The organism is Clostridium tetani (genome assembly GCF_900167265.1).
GTDB lineage: Bacteria > Bacillota > Clostridia > Clostridiales > Clostridiaceae > Clostridium_G > Clostridium_G tetani.
On record NZ_FUWT01000012.1, the window covers coordinates 38,266 to 53,692 of the forward strand.

Here is a 15,427-nt window from a genome sequence, read left to right on the forward strand (position 1 = left end):
GTTTCTGTTATTAGTTAAGTTATTTCCAAATTGTTTCCAAGACAAGGTATCTTTATTGTTACTTTAATTCGTTCTCCATTTTCTATTTTTATATCTCCATTATGTTCTCTTACTATTTCACTACATATATATAATCCTAGACCTCTACTATTACTATCCACAGATACTTTAGACTTTATAAATGGATTAAAAATATTTTTATAGATATTCACTGGAATCTTATTTCCTTTATTGTAAACCTCTAATATATAAAAATTATTTTCATTAAATGACTTTAAAAAAATCTTTTCTCTTCTCCAAGAGTACTTTATTGCATTATCTAAGACATTTATTATAAGTTGCCTTATTTTATTGCTTTGACCATATATAAATCCCTCATTTATGTTACTTATTAAATTCAAATTATACTTATTAGCCTTAATACTCATATCTTCCGAAATTTCTATTACAAGTTTTTTCATATCTATAACTTCTCTGGTTTCCTCTACACTAGACAATCCTTTAGAAACATCTATTAAATCTAAAACTAATCCATGAAGTCTTTCACTTTCCATATATATTCTATTATAAGCTCTTATTTTAAAATCTTCATCCTTTACATTTTCATCTGATAATATTTGAGCATATCCTGAAATAGCCGTTAATGGAGTTTTTAATTCATGGGTTACATTGTTAAAAAATTCCCTTCTTGATTTTTCTAACTTTATTACCTTTTCCTTTTCTGCATTTATATTATCTATTTGATTTTTTATCTTATTTTTCATATTCATAAATTCTTTTGATAATACCCCTATTTCATTATTACTTTTTACTTCAAAATCAATGTTATAATCTCCTTTAGAAACTTTATTTACTGCCTTAGTTAAATTTGTTATAGGAGTCGTTATTTTCGTAGTAAAAATATAAGATGCTATAAAAATTATTATAAAAATTATAATTTCTATAAAGGTAATTAAATTTATTGCATTTTTATTATAGTTATACAATTGATTATAATCTTTTATTATAGTTATAATTCCAATATGTTCATTTTCATAATACAGAGGATAAGAAAATATAACATAAAGCTCATTATTTATGTTATTAAGTTTTGCTACTACTTTTCCATTTAAGGCTGGTTTAACACTTTCATTAGCAATAGTTTTAAATCTTTCCTCTATATTTCTATATATAACTTCTCCATTTTTTCTTCTTATTTCTCCATCTGCATTATATTCTTTTGAGAAATAATCTAATATACTATTAGATTCAATTATTAAACTGTTTTCATTTAAAGGTAAATCTAACATAGTAAATTTATACTCTATGTGTTCTTTAGAATTTCTGATAATATCTTGAGTTGAGCTTTTAATAATATTTTCTATATTTGATTTAAACACCAATCTAATTAGAATATTTAACCCTATTGCTGATATACAATATATAATTAGTAATCCTAATAAAAATTTGAATTTTATACTATTTTTCAATGCATCACCTCATTACATAGCCTACGCCAAATACTGTTTCTATAATAGATTGTCCATTATTAGAGTCAAGTTTAGCTCTAAGTCTTCTAACATGTATATCAACAGTTCTTATTTCCCCATCATACTCTAATTCCCAAACCCTATCCAATATAGTTTCCCTTGAAAAAACTATGTTTCTATTTTGTGCTAGAAATACAAGTAAATCATATTCTTTAGGTTTTAATTTTATCTCCCTATTATTTTTAAAAACTTCCCTACTTTCTAAATTTATTTTTACTTCATCATTCAGTTCTATAAATTCTTTATTTTCTTTTACAACACTATATTTTTTAACCCTTCTTAATGCAACTCTTACTCTTGTCATTACTTCTTTTATATGAAAAGGTTTAGTTATATAATCATCTGCTCCTAATTCTAAACCTAATACTTTGTCAACTAAATCATTTCTTGCAGTAATCATAAGAATAGGTATTTTATATTTACATGTTATGAATTTACAAAGTTCAAAGCCACTTTCATCTGGTAAATTTATATCTAATAATACTAAATTAGGTCTAAATTCTTTCATTATTTTTCTCGCCTCTTGAGAAGAGAAAGTACTTTTCACTCTATATCCCTCTTCTTTTAATGCAAAAGTTAATATATCATTTATCGAAAACTCATCTTCAATAACAATTATTTTATGTTCCATAACAATACCTCACTTTTAATCTATAATTTAGATACTTTATACTCATTTATATTATAGAATTTCTTACAGTATTTAAGCAAATAAGTTCATTTTAATTAAAAGCAAGAAAAAGCAAACTATTTTATAAAAAGTTATAAAATAGTCTGCTTTTAAATTATATATAAATTATCCTAAGAACATTTTCATGTCATCTTCTACGTTTGTTATTCCACCTATTCCAAAGTTTTCTACTAAAACATTAGCTACATTTGGGGATAGGAATGCTGGTAATGTTGGTCCTAGGTGAATATTTTTTACTCCTAAGTGTAATAATGCAAGTAATACTATTACAGCTTTTTGCTCATACCAAGCTATATTATAGGATATTGGTAATTCATTTATATCTTCTAATTCAAATACTTCTTTTAATTTTAATGCTATTAGTGCTAATGAATAAGAATCGTTACATTGTCCTGCATCTAGCACTCTTGGAATTCCTCCAATATCTCCTAAGTTCAATTTATTATATTTGTATTTAGCACAACCTGCTGTTAATATTACTGTATCCTTTGGAAGCTTTTGAGCAAATTCTGTATAGTAGTTTCTTGATTTAGCTCTTCCGTCACAACCAGCCATAACAAAGAATCTCTTTATTGCTCCAGTTTTTACTGCTTCTACTACTTTGTCTGCTAATTGGAATACTTGGTTATGTGCAAATCCACCTACTATTTCTCCTTTTTCAATTTCTGTTGGTGCTGCACATTTTTTGGCATGTTCAATTATGCTTGAGAAGTCTTTTTCTCCCTTTTCATCAGCATCTATATGCTTTAGTCCTGGGAACCCAACTACCCCTGTAGTATAAACTCTATCTTTATATGAATCCTTTGGCGGTACTAAACAGTTTGTTGTCATAAGGATTGGTCCATTAAATTTCTCGAATTCTTCTGTTTGTTTCCACCAAGCATTTCCATAGTTTCCTGCAAAGTGTGAATACTTTTTAAATGCTGGATAGTAATGTGCTGGTAACATTTCACTATGAGTATAAACATCTACTCCTGTTCCTTTTGTTTGTTCTAATAGTTGTTCTAAATCTCTTAGATCATGTCCACTTATTAATATACCTGGATTATTTCTAACTCCTATATTAACTTTAGTTATTTCTGGATTTCCATAAGTTTGTGTATTAGCTTTATCAAGTAATGCCATTCCTTCTACACCATATTTACCTGTTTCTAAAGTTAAAGCTACTAAATCATCTACTGTTAATGTATCATCTAAAGTTGCAGCTAATGCTTTATGCATAAATCCATGTATTTCTTCATTATCGAAATTTAAATTATGAGCGTGCTCTACATAAGCTGCTAGTCCTTTTATTCCATAAGTTATAAGTTCTCTTAAAGATCTTATGTCTTCATCTTTTGTTGCTAATACTCCTACTTTTTCAGCCTTAGCATTAAATTCTTCTACATTATCAGCGAACCATGTGGCTGCATCTGGAAGTTTAGTTTCTTCTTCTTTTTTCAATCCAACAAAAGATAACATTTTATCTAACCAGTTTTTATTTGCATGAGAATTTTCTACATTTCCTCCTGCTTTTATAACTTGTTCTTTTAATTCTTGTCTTAATTGTAATCCTCTTTTAATTCTTTCTATAAATACTTCTCTGTCAAAGTTAGCGTTTGTTATAGTAGCAAATAGACCCTCTACCATAAAGTTATCCACTTCTTTGTTGATAACTCCAACTTCTCTTCCTTTTACTCCATATACTGAAATTCCTTTTAATATATATATTAATAAATCTTGTGATTTTGCTACATCTTCTGTCTTTCCACATACTCCTCTTACTGTACAGCCTTTACATCCTGCTGCTTCTTGGCATTGATAACAAAACATACTCATTATTTTTTCCTCCTTATATATAAAATTAATTTTATTTTCTCTCTTCTATGTTTTAAATTATACTAATTTAATCTAATTTAATCGGTAACAAATGTTACAATTTAAAAATAAAAACAACTGATTTTAAAAACCAGTTGTTTTTTGTTTTAAATTAATTTTTTAATCATTTCCATAGCTGGATCTATAATTTTTATAAAACTTTTGGCTTGTAACTCTTTATACAAATAAGGAAAATGAGTACATCCTAAAATAATAGCTTCACAGTTGTTTTTTATAAAAAATTCTATTGTCTTTTCTAATGCAAAATCTTCTACAATGTCTTTTACTGGTAAACTTTTCTCAATGGCATTTACTAAAGGTAAGATACCTATACCTATTACATAGGCTTTAGGGTTTACCTCTTGAATAGTTCTTTCTATTCCAAAAGTGCTTTGGTTATTTGCTGCCAACACTCCGATTGTATCAAATTGATTTGCCATTTCTCTATATATTTGTAAAGGTGTTATTATATTTATTTCATATTCTTCTTTAAGTTTATCCATATCAACTGCGCCACTTAAAGAATTGCAATGAATATATATGTTTTTTATTTTCTCTCTTTTTATTTCTTTAATTTTTTCTATAACCATCTCTCTTAATCTATCTGGATACAAAATTTGAAGCTTTGATTGTTCATTTGGAGTTTTCGAAATAGGATAAGCCCTTGAATCATAACCCTTTGTTTTTAGAAAATTCATGCCCATTTGGGTATCAAATGGGGTTCCTGCTATTAATGCAATATTCATATAAACACATCCTTTATTTAGCTAATAGCTAACAGTGAATAGTTGTGAATATTCTTAGAAAGCTAATTTATATATTTTTAAAACATCTTCTTCTTTAAGTGGTCTAAAACCTCCTACATCACCTCTTCTTGTAGCAGCCTTTGCCATTTCAGCTAATTTTTCTTCCTCTATTCCAACTTCTTTTAACGTTGATGGGATTCCTAAAGAAGTAAAATATTCTCTAGTTTTTTCTATGGATTTATTAGCTATATTATATTTATCTTCTTTATCATTAATATTCCAAACATTTATTCCATATTCTACAAAATTGTCTAATGTACTATCATCTAAAACATATTCCATCCAATAAGGGGTTAAGATTGCAAGCCCTATTCCATGAGTAATATCGTAAAAAGCACTTAATTCATGTTCTATTGGATGCACGCTCCATTTTGTTTCCTTTCCATAACTTAGTATGCCATTTATAGCAAGACTAGAAGCCCACATTAAGTTAGCTCTTGCTTCATAATTTTCTGGTTCTTCCATAGCTACTTTTCCATATTCTATACAGGTTTTAAGTATGGATTCAGCCATTCTATTTTGAAGATAAGCTTCTTTTGTTTTGCTAAAGTAGTTTTCAAAAGTATGACTCATTATATCTGCAATACCTGCTGCTGTATGTTTTGCTGGAACGGTAAAAGTATAAGAAGGATCTAATATAGAAAATTTAGGTGCCATAGATGGATGATGTGTTCCTAATTTCTCATTAGTTTCTAAATTAGTTATAACTGCTCCTGCATTCATTTCTGACCCTGTGGCAGACAGAGTTAAAATAGTTCCTAAAGGGATTGCATTTTCTATTTTGCTAGAATTTAACACAATATCCCATGGATCTCCTTTATAATAATAACCTGCTGCTATCACCTTTGAACAATCTATACTGCTTCCTCCACCTACTGCTAATATAAAATCTATATCATTTTCTTTACACACTTTAATACCTTTTCTAACAGTGGTTATTCTTGGATTAGGCTCTACACCAGATAATTCCCAAAAATTTATATTATTATCTTTAAATATGTTAACTATTTCATCATATACACCATTTTTCTTTATACTTCCTCCACCATAAACTATCAATACTTTATTTCCATATTTCTTTATCTCTTTACCTAGAATCTCTATTTGACCTTTACCAAAGAATATTTTAGTAGGTATAGAATAATTAAAATTCAACATCTTTAAATTCCCCTTTCTTTTTCAAATAATTATACATCTAATTTTACTATATACAATATGTAAAAGTAAAACTTTTCAAAATAAATCCCCCCAAGAAACCCTGGGAGGATTTTTTATTATTTAATATTTTTTATAGCTTCTTCTGCAAATTTTGTGGTAACTATTTTATCATAAGGTGCTTTTTTATCAAGCTCTTTTGCTAATTCCATTACATCCATTAATCTATTTAAACTGTCTTCTTTTAATATAGGATTTTCACACCAAGCATCTATGGATTTATATCTATCAACTACCACTATTAAATCTTCCATTTTTATATCTGCAAAAAATGGTTCTATAGATTTCGCTATTTCTTCTGAACTTTTATTTTGTATATATAATTGTCCTTTATATATAGCATTAGTGAATTTTTGAATTATCTCTGGATTTTTATTTATATAGGTATTTGTTGCACAATAAGCTGTATATGGAATTTCACCAGATTCTTCGCCTATGGATGCCACTATGTGTGCTTTATTATCTTTTTCTAAAGCTGTTGCAACGGGTTCAAATAAGGCTACATAGTCTCCTTCTCCTGCAACAAAGGCTCCACTCATTACATTAAATTGTATATCTGTTCTTACATTTACTTCTCCCTTATTAGTATTTTTCCCTATATTTAATCCGTTATTCTTTATAACATATTCTAAAGTCATTTCAGGCATTCCGCCTTTTCTTCCACCAATTACTTCTTTTCCCTTTAAGTTTTCAAATTTAAAATCCTCTTCTTTTTCCCTTCCAACTAGGAAACTTCCATCTCTTTTAGTAACTTGGGCAAAGTTTATGGCATAATCCTTACTTTGTTGATTATGAACATATATTGATGCTTCGGGTCCCATAAACCCTATTTGTACTTCTCCTGAAATAAGGGCTGCCATAGTCTTATCTGCTCCTTGGGCTGCTATAAGTTCTACATCTAGTCCCTCTTCTTCAAAAAATCCTTCATTAAGTGCTACATATTGCGGTGCATAAAAAACTGAATGAGTAACCTCTGCAACTTTTAATTTAGTTTTTTCATCCTCTTTAGAACATCCAGTAAACATTAATGTAGTCATTGTAATACAAATTAATATTAATAATATTTTTTTAATTTTCCTCATGATTTCACCCTTCTTTATATCTTTTTTCTATTGCATTTACAATTTGATACATAACTAAAGCACAAACTGCTAATACAGCAACTCCCATCATAACTAAATCTAATTTAAACACTTGTCCACCGTATACTATTAAATATCCAATACCATATCTAGATACTAAGAACTCCCCTACTATAACTCCTACCCAGGATAAACCTATGTTTATTTTTATAATATTAATGATATTTCCAACATTTGAGGGTAATATAAGTTTAGTTAATATTTGTCCTTTAGTTGCTCCAAAACTCTTTAACATCTTAATTTTTTCTTCGTCTGCGTTCATAAAGTAGTTATATGCAGATAAGATTGTAGTGACTATAGACAACGTTATAGCTATAACAACTATTCCTTTAACACCAGCACCGGCCCAAACTATTAAAATAGGTGCTAGGGCAGTTTTAGGTAATGCATTTAAAACAACTAAAAATGGATCTAAAATTTTAGATGCAGTTTCAAACCACCAAAGTAATATAGCTATTAAAATTCCCAAAATAGTACCTATAGTAAATCCTAAGATAGTTTCCCAAAGAGATATACCTATATGTCTAAAAAGTTCACCGTTTTTTACATATTCTTTGAAAAGACAATGTATATCTGAAGGTTTGCTAAATAAAAAAACATCAATTATTTTATTTTTCGCTAGTATCTCCCATTGAAGTAGGAATATTATAAGAATAAATATTTGCCAAAATAGTATTTTTCTTTTTTCCCTCTTTTTATTTCTTAAAAATTGTTCATAGGGAGTTAAATCATTACTTTTCATATATATCTAACTCCTTCCATAAAAGATCAAAATAATCTTTAAATTCTGGTGCCTTACGAGCAGATAAAGGTGTCTTTTCTCCATTAACTGTAAGGTTAATATCATGTATGTTTTTTATGCTTGAAGGTCTTTTAGATAGGACTGCAACATAATCTGCCATAGATATAGCTTCTGATATATCATGGGTTACCAATATAGTTGTTTTATTTTCTTTTTTTATAATTCTATGAATATCATCACTTACTAAAAGTCTAGTTTGATAATCTAAAGCTGAAAAAGCTTCATCTAAAAGTAAAATATCTGGATCAACCGAAAGAGTTCTTATTAGTGCAACCCTTTGCCTCATTCCTCCAGATAATTCTTTTGGATATCTATTTCTAAATTCCCAAAGGCCATAAGTTTTTAATAGATCATTTATTTTTTCTATAGCTCGATCATTGAGTTTATTCTGTATTTCAAGGGCAATAGTTATATTATCCAATATTGTCCTCCATTCTAATAAATGATCCCTTTGGAACATGTACCCAATTTTACCGTCGATATTAACATAACCAGATGTTGGTTTTAAAAGATTACTTAAAATATTTAAAAGCGTGGATTTACCACAACCTGAAGGCCCTAAAAGGGCTAAGATTTTCCCTTCTTCTACTGAAAAACTTAAATCCTTAATAACTTCCAGTTCTCCTTCTAGTGTATAAAAACTCATATTTACATTCTTAGCTTCTACTATATTCGACATATTCACATACCACCTCCCAATGCGCTACTTGGGCAAAATACATTTACCTATTATCCTTATACTATATTATTTTCAATAGCCTATATTTGTGATGATTAAATGGAAATATTTAATTTTTTAATTTATTTTACAAGATTTTTGTTAATTTTAAATTATTGTGGTATAATACTAATATAAACTAAATTAAACACTCTAAAGTGTTTTTGACAATAGGAGGTCAATTAATGAAAAACGGAACAGTAAAATGGTTTAATTCAGAAAAAGGATTTGGATTTATTGAAGTTGAAGGAGAAGATGATGTATTTGTACACTTCACAGCAATACAATCAGATAGCCCAAGAAAAAATCTTGAAGAAGGTGAAAAGGTTCAATTCGAAGTAGAACAAGGACCTAAAGGTCTTCAAGCGTCTAATGTAATAAAATTATAATTTTATAATTTGTAGACTAGAAAATAATACCACCTTTTAAAGGTGGTTTTTACTTACCTTAATTTAAAGGGAATAAAATATATAAAGGAGAATTTTATGGCAAGAAAAAATTTTAAAATGAAAAAAACAATAACAATGAAGAGATTTATTGCTGATCTTGGTGAAAACTTTTCTGAAAAAATTAAAGAAAGATTATTAGAATTAGAAATAAGAACTGTTTTAACGAGAAAAGAAGTGGAAAACATACTTGATATAAAACATGTAGAACACACGAAATATGATTGTCCAAACACCCCAAAAAAAAGTTCAACAAAAAGTGAAAAAGAGTTTTCCTATGGTCGATTTATTGTAATTAATGGTGACTTATATTTTGCTGAAAGCTGCATAGAAAATGATACCATAATGCAATGCCCAGTTGTAGATACTATTTTTAATTCCTTAACTAGCCAACAGACTGTATATGAAGATATATGTGCTAAAAAAATAGATGATAGTAATATCGACTATATTATAGATACCCTCTTAACAGCCTGTCCTGAAGTATCTCAAAGATATATAGATATCATGGAAGAAGTAATGTCTCGTTCAGAAAACAAACTATCTCACACATTATAAATCATAGCTTATCTATTGTAATTATCCCAATACTTTAAAATTTCACAATGATATTTATTAAATTTTTATAATATTTCGTAAAAGTGACTAAGAAGTTCATTATTTTTTGAATTCCTTGGTCACTTTTACTCTTTACTGTAGTAAATTATATTTTATTATTTTAAGTTTAGTTTTGCTAATGCATCTGCAAGGGCTGAATTCATAGGTTCTTTATCCTGTTCTTTCATCTTTTTCATATATCTTGATACTTCTCTTTTATCTGCATTATTTCCTTTTTCTTTAAATCTCTTATTAAAGGATGAAAGTTTTTCTCTAAATGTACATTTTGAACACACATAAATTTGTCCTTCCCCTTCTCCCCTTAATTCAAGTTTTTTATGGCACTCAGGACATCTTACATTAGTGAATCTACTAATATTTTCTCTGTATCCACATTCTCTATCTTGGCATACAAGTATTTTACCTCGTTTCCCATTAACTTCAAGCATATACTTTTCACAATTAGGGCATTTTGTACCTGTCAAATTATTGTGTATATATTTTTCATTACTATTTTTTACATCCTGTACAAGTTTTGTTGAGTAATTTCTCATGTTGTTTATGAATTCTTTACCACTAATTTTACCTTTACTTATTAATTCTAATTTTTTCTCCCATTCCGCTGTTAATATAGGAGATTTTAAGTCCTGTGGCACTAAATCTATAATTTGTTTTCCTTTTGATGTAGGTATTATCTCTTTACCCTTTTTCTCTATATAAAAAGAATTATATAACTTTTCTATTATATCTGCTCTTGTAGCTACTGTACCAAGTCCACCAGTTTCCCCTAAAGTCTTTGCATATTCTTTATTTAATTTTATATATTTTTGAGGATTTTCCATTGCAGATAATAATGTTCCTTCGTTAAATCTAGCTGGCGGTTTTGTTTGACCTTTATTTATATTAACTAAGTTAAATTTTATAGCATCTCCTTTAATAATTTGAGGCAAAACCTGCTCTTTAAGCCCATCTCCATCATTATTATCTTCGTTTAAATCTTCTTTATTATATACAGCTTTCCATCCATTATGTTTTATATTTTTTCCCTTTGCTATAAAGACTTCTCCATTAACTTCTACTTTAATAGTTGTTTGGATGTATTCAAAAGGTGGAAGCATTACACTTAAAAATCTCTTTATAACTAAATCATATATTTTTCTTTCATCACCACTTAGATTTGATAATTTAACCCTTTCTTCTGTTGGAATTATAGCATGATGGTCTGAAACCTTACTATCATCTACAAATCCTTTATGTGCTACGATTTTTCCTCTTAGTATTTCTTCTGCAAATTTACTGTAAATTCCTATAGATATACTCTTTAATCTTTGAGGTATAGTCGCTACTATATCTTTTGATATATATCTTGAATCAGTTCTTGGGTAGGTTAGTACTTTATGGTTCTCATATAATCTTTGCATTATAGAAAGAGTTTCCTTTGCAGAGTATCCAAATATTCTATTAGCATCTCTTTGAAGTTCTGTTAAGTCATAAAGAGCTGGAGCATATTGCTTTTTATCCTTCTCTATAACTTCCGTAACATTACCAATTTCCCCACTAACCTTAGCTAAGATATTATTTGCAAAATCTTCGTTAAATGTAGCCATTTGTCCTTTTTTATCTTGCCAATTAAATTGAATTCCCTTAGTCTTAGCAACTATATTATAATAATCTCGTGGTTTGAAGTTTTTAATTTCCTCTTCTCTTTCTACTATTAATGCAAGAGTTGGTGTTTGAACTCTTCCTGCAGAAAGCTGAGCATTATATTTACAGGTCAATGCTCTTGTTACATTAAGACCAACTAACCAGTCTGCCTCTGATCTGCATACAGCTGATTTATATAGATTTTCATAATCTTTGCCTGGTTTTAAATTATTAAAACCATCTATTATGGCTTTATCAGTTTGGGAAGATATCCAAAGTCTCTTAATTGGCTTATTAACTCTTGCCTTTTCTATTATCCACCTAGCTACTAGTTCCCCTTCTCTTCCAGCATCTGTAGCTATAACAATTTCATCTATATCATTTCTGTTCATAAGCTTTTTAACTTCATTAAATTGTTTTGAAGTTTTACCTATAACACAAAGTTTCATGTATTTTGGAAGCATTGGAAGCGTCTCCATTTCCCATTTTTTATACTTATTATCATATACTTCTGGATCAGCAAGAGTCACTAAGTGTCCTAATGCCCAAGTAACAACATATTTATTACTTTCTATATAACTTCTAGAGTTTTTATTACATTTTAATACTCTAGCTATCTCTCTACCTACACTTGGCTTTTCCGCCAAAACTAATGTTTTTCCCATTATTTACTTCCTCTCATACTTTAATTTACATAAAATAAGGATAGTTAAATTAAACCTGCTTATTTTCTCATACTATTATATAGCTTACATGTTTCCTTGACAAGTTTGGTAAATTCCACTTTTCAAAATACTTATTTGGACTTAATAGAAAAAATACCGATTATTATTATTTAATAACAATCGGCTTTAATGTTCACATTATCTTTATAATATTAATTATTATAATAAAGACTTTCTGATGGGTACTCTGGATCACAAGTTATATCTATACCAAGTTTTCTAAAGGTTTGCTCCTCATTTCCACTTAAAATCGTTGTGGAATGTGCCTGACATCCCCTTAACATTGATAACTTTTCCATGGCTACTTGCGCTGTTGGATTTGTAACTGCACATATGCTAAGAGCAATTAATATTTCTTCACAAGTTAATGCAGTACTTTTACTGCCTAAGGTTTTTAATTTCAGATTTATAATTGGCTCAAGTATAACTGGAGAAATAAGATGAATTTCATCAGATATATTAGCTAAGTATTTAACTGCATTTAAAATTACAGCAGCAGTTCCATCCATTACATCTGAATTTCTACCTGTTAATACTTTTCCATCTTCAAGTTCTAATGCCACTACTGGGTATACTTCATTTTTATTATATCTTTTCTTTAATTTTGCTGAGTATTCTCTTGCAGGCATAACAACTTTCCTATCGTCTTCTTTTAAATTAAGTTCATGCATGATAATCTTAGATCTATGTAGAGTTTCTTTATCTAAGTATCCTTTTTTGTATTCACAGCCTGTTTTAAAATACCTTCTTATTATTTCCTGCTCCGATGCCTTTTTAACTACTTCATCATCAATTATTCCGTACCCTACTCTGTTTACTCCCATATCTGTTGGTGATTTGTAACCAGATTCTTCTCCTGTTATTTTCTCTATAATTCTTTTAAGTAGAGGAAAACTTTCGATATCACGATTGTAGTTTACAGCAACTTCATTATAAGCATCAAAATGGAATGAATCAATCATATTTACATCCTTAAGATCTACTGTTGCCGCTTCATAAGCTATATTTAGAGGATGCTTTAGGGGTACATTCCAAACTGGAAAGGTTTCAAATTTTGAATATCCCGCAACTTTTCCTTGTTTATACTCATGATAAAGCTGGCTTAGACATGTAGCAAGTTTACCGCTACCTGGTCCTGGTGCTGTTACAACCACAATAGGTTTAGTTGTTTCAATATAAGGATTTTTCCCATATCCTTCATCACTTACAATAGTATCCACATCTGCTGGATATCCTTTAGTGGCTTCATGTTTATATACCTTTATACCTCTACGCTCAAGTTTATTTATAAAAACGGTAGTAGATGGTTGCCCACTGTATCTAGTTATTACAACACTGTTTACCTGAAGATCGTAACTTCTTAAGTCGTCAATTAGTCTTAAAACATCTACATCATAGGTTATTCCAAAGTCTCCTCTTATTTTGTTTCTTTCAATGTCACCTGCGTATACACAAATAATTATCTCAACTTTTTCTTTTAGTTTGTGTAAAAGCTTAATTTTTGCATTTTCATCGAATCCTGGTAAAACCCTCTTGGCATGAAGATCATATAGAAGTTTACCACCAAATTCTAAGTATAATTTGTCATAGTTATTAACTCTTTCTAAAATATACTTTGATTGCTCTTCAATATATTTTTCGTGATCAAATCCTATTTTCATTTTCTCTACCTCACTAAACAATATAAAATACCTATATTATTATTACATACTTTTAACTTTTAGTAAAATATTATTGAGTTATTTTTTAAAGAATAATAGAAATATTAATTTTAATTATAGCATGTTACATCTATCCAGTTTTAATGCTTTAATATCATAAATTTTGCAAAACTCTATATATGTTTATAACATCAAATAAGAGCTGTGCTGCTTTAGAAATTAGTTTCTAAAGTTTCACAGCCCTTTAAATTAAATTGTAACTTTAAGTTTTTTAGCTAAGTTTACTCCTAATATTCCCCCTATAGTTAATGATGGTAAAAATACCCATCCAGATAGAGACATATTAGATAATCCTGAATATAATGCTCCTACATTACATCCTAATGCTATTCTCGCACCATATCCCATCATTAATCCACCTATAGCATAGAATACCACATCTCTTAATTTAAATCCTTTTTTAAATGAGAAGCGTCCTGCTAACAATGGTGATATTAATGCTCCTATTAATATACCTGAATTTCTCATGGAACCTGGATCATTAAAGAATCCAGCCTTCATAGTTGGCATCATTCCTTGAAACCATGGCCAAGTAGATATATCTATTAGTCCTAGAGATTGATAGAACCAACCCGCCCATTCTGCAAATACTGCTGTAACTCCCCAGCTTGTACCTGTTGTTACTAATATTGTAACAAACATAATCATTATACATACTGCTCCAGTATAATAAGACCATCTCTTAACGAAGAATTTATGATATGTTTCTTTGCTAAAGAATTTATATTCTGCTGGTTGAGATAATTCTTTTTCCCAATCAGCATATTGTTCTAATGATAAAGTATTCTCTCTTCTTCTCTTATCTTCATACTTCTTAGCTATAATGTATATACATAAATATCCTAATAATGAAATTATAATAGTTCCCATATATCCAAAAATATCTGGTAAATAAAGCTGTTTCTTTACTTGGAAAAATATACTTTGCTTCCACCAAGGCATATCATGTGCTCCCCATAGAGCTCCAGTACAAAAGAAGAACAATACTATTAATCCTCTTCCTTCTCCTTCACCTGCATCTGTAAGAGTTCCTGAGGCACATCCTCCTCCTAACATCATACCTATACCAAATACTATTCCACCTAATATGGTAGCTAAGTTAGCTGGTTCAACATAATCTGATCCAGGAATTGCAGCTACCCCTGATTCAACAGCTCTATAATATACGTCTGCTCCATTAACATATGCTCCATAATGTATTGCTGCTGTTATTATTAGTGTAATTGAAAATAAAAACATTAAAGCTTTTGTTAAGCTACTATCTCCGGTTAAATATAATTTTCTTATACCACCTGCAAATCCAAATCTTGATCTTTGCATAACGTACCCAATTGTTAATCCAATAATCAAGTGTAATGCTAGTTTATAATCTTTTGTATACTGCATTACACCAAATATAGCCATTAGTATTAAAATAATAAATCCTATGTATACTTGCTTCTTCTTCATCTATCCTTTTCCTTTCTATTATTGTTAATTATCTGTCAATAATTATAATACTTGCTTTTACTTTTTCATAGAAGCAAAATACTAT

13 protein-coding genes are annotated in these 15,427 nt (G+C 29.0%); 2 read left to right on the forward strand and 11 right to left on the reverse strand.

The window, feature by feature from the left end:
- Positions 1–14 precede the first annotated feature (14 nt).
- From B5D21_RS09800 to B5D21_RS09835, 8 genes are all read right to left on the reverse strand, one after another.
- Positions 15–1,469 carry a HAMP domain-containing sensor histidine kinase gene (locus tag B5D21_RS09800; protein ID WP_011098717.1) on the reverse strand — a complete coding sequence of 485 codons (1,455 nt, stop codon included), beginning with the start codon at positions 1,467–1,469 and terminating at the stop codon, positions 15–17.
- A 4-nt stretch (positions 1,470–1,473) separates the two neighbouring features.
- Positions 1,474–2,160 (reverse strand): response regulator transcription factor, encoded by a 687-nt coding sequence (locus B5D21_RS09805; protein ID WP_011098716.1) that lies wholly within the window; start codon positions 2,158–2,160, stop codon positions 1,474–1,476.
- A gap of 165 nt (positions 2,161–2,325) precedes the next feature.
- Positions 2,326–4,038, reverse strand: a complete 1,713-nt coding sequence (gene hcp / locus B5D21_RS09810) for a hydroxylamine reductase (RefSeq protein ID WP_035111049.1) — start codon at positions 4,036–4,038, stop codon at positions 2,326–2,328.
- A 146-nt stretch (positions 4,039–4,184) separates the two neighbouring features.
- On the reverse strand, positions 4,185–4,823 hold the full coding sequence (locus tag B5D21_RS09815) for an aspartate/glutamate racemase family protein (protein WP_011098714.1): 639 nt from the start codon (positions 4,821–4,823) through the stop codon (positions 4,185–4,187).
- Positions 4,824–4,877: 54 nt separating this feature from the next.
- Entirely contained in the window at positions 4,878–6,041 is a 1,164-nt protein-coding gene (locus B5D21_RS09820; protein WP_011098713.1) for an iron-containing alcohol dehydrogenase, read from the reverse strand.
- Positions 6,042–6,157: 116 nt separating this feature from the next.
- Positions 6,158–7,180 (reverse strand): ABC transporter substrate-binding protein, encoded by a 1,023-nt coding sequence (locus tag B5D21_RS09825; RefSeq protein ID WP_011098712.1) that lies wholly within the window; start codon positions 7,178–7,180, stop codon positions 6,158–6,160.
- Positions 7,181–7,184: 4 nt separating this feature from the next.
- A complete protein-coding gene (locus B5D21_RS09830) occupies positions 7,185–7,982 on the reverse strand; it encodes an ABC transporter permease (RefSeq protein WP_011098711.1) in 798 nt (265 codons plus the stop codon).
- The gene (locus B5D21_RS09835) at positions 7,972–8,721 is read right to left on the reverse strand and encodes an ABC transporter ATP-binding protein (RefSeq protein WP_035111198.1); all 750 of its coding nucleotides are present in this window, start codon (positions 8,719–8,721) and stop codon (positions 7,972–7,974) included. The genes B5D21_RS09830 and B5D21_RS09835 overlap by 11 nt, the downstream gene beginning before the upstream one ends.
- Before the next feature lie 224 nt (positions 8,722–8,945).
- On the opposite strand from B5D21_RS09835, the gene B5D21_RS09840 reads away from it, so the two are divergent.
- Positions 8,946–9,149, forward strand: a complete 204-nt coding sequence (locus B5D21_RS09840) for a cold-shock protein (RefSeq protein ID WP_023437243.1) — start codon at positions 8,946–8,948, stop codon at positions 9,147–9,149.
- Between the two features lie 96 nt (positions 9,150–9,245).
- Positions 9,246–9,764 (forward strand): hypothetical protein, encoded by a 519-nt coding sequence (locus B5D21_RS09845; protein WP_035111044.1) that lies wholly within the window; start codon positions 9,246–9,248, stop codon positions 9,762–9,764.
- Between the two features lie 155 nt (positions 9,765–9,919).
- Here the strand turns inward: B5D21_RS09845 and B5D21_RS09850 are convergent, their stop codons facing one another.
- From B5D21_RS09850 to B5D21_RS09860, 3 genes are all read right to left on the reverse strand, one after another.
- Entirely contained in the window at positions 9,920–12,112 is a 2,193-nt protein-coding gene (locus tag B5D21_RS09850; protein WP_011098708.1) for a DNA topoisomerase III, read from the reverse strand.
- A gap of 212 nt (positions 12,113–12,324) precedes the next feature.
- Positions 12,325–13,833 (reverse strand): DUF1846 domain-containing protein, encoded by a 1,509-nt coding sequence (locus tag B5D21_RS09855; RefSeq protein ID WP_035111042.1) that lies wholly within the window; start codon positions 13,831–13,833, stop codon positions 12,325–12,327.
- Positions 13,834–14,082: 249 nt separating this feature from the next.
- Positions 14,083–15,342 carry a YeeE/YedE family protein gene (locus B5D21_RS09860; protein WP_035127816.1) on the reverse strand — a complete coding sequence of 420 codons (1,260 nt, stop codon included), beginning with the start codon at positions 15,340–15,342 and terminating at the stop codon, positions 14,083–14,085.
- Between the last annotated feature and the right edge of the window lie 85 nt (positions 15,343–15,427).

Bases quoted from the DNA above. Each gene is read 5' to 3' on its own strand.
- B5D21_RS09825 (WP_011098712.1), bottom strand. From the start codon at position 7,180: ATGAGGAAAATTAAAAAAATATTATTAATATTAATTTGTATTACAATG.
- B5D21_RS09840 (WP_023437243.1), top strand. From the start codon at position 8,946: ATGAAAAACGGAACAGTAAAATGGTTTAATTCAGAAAAAGGATTTGGA.
- hcp (WP_035111049.1), bottom strand. From the start codon at position 4,038: ATGAGTATGTTTTGTTATCAATGCCAAGAAGCAGCAGGATGTAAAGGC.
- B5D21_RS09845 (WP_035111044.1), top strand. From the start codon at position 9,246: ATGGCAAGAAAAAATTTTAAAATGAAAAAAACAATAACAATGAAGAGA.
- B5D21_RS09855 (WP_035111042.1), bottom strand. From the start codon at position 13,833: ATGAAAATAGGATTTGATCACGAAAAATATATTGAAGAGCAATCAAAG.
- B5D21_RS09820 (WP_011098713.1), bottom strand. From the start codon at position 6,041: ATGTTGAATTTTAATTATTCTATACCTACTAAAATATTCTTTGGTAAA.
- B5D21_RS09805 (WP_011098716.1), bottom strand. From the start codon at position 2,160: ATGGAACATAAAATAATTGTTATTGAAGATGAGTTTTCGATAAATGAT.
- B5D21_RS09860 (WP_035127816.1), bottom strand. From the start codon at position 15,342: ATGAAGAAGAAGCAAGTATACATAGGATTTATTATTTTAATACTAATG.
- B5D21_RS09815 (WP_011098714.1), bottom strand. From the start codon at position 4,823: ATGAATATTGCATTAATAGCAGGAACCCCATTTGATACCCAAATGGGC.
- B5D21_RS09850 (WP_011098708.1), bottom strand. From the start codon at position 12,112: ATGGGAAAAACATTAGTTTTGGCGGAAAAGCCAAGTGTAGGTAGAGAG.
- B5D21_RS09835 (WP_035111198.1), bottom strand. From the start codon at position 8,721: ATGTCGAATATAGTAGAAGCTAAGAATGTAAATATGAGTTTTTATACA.
- B5D21_RS09830 (WP_011098711.1), bottom strand. From the start codon at position 7,982: ATGAAAAGTAATGATTTAACTCCCTATGAACAATTTTTAAGAAATAAA.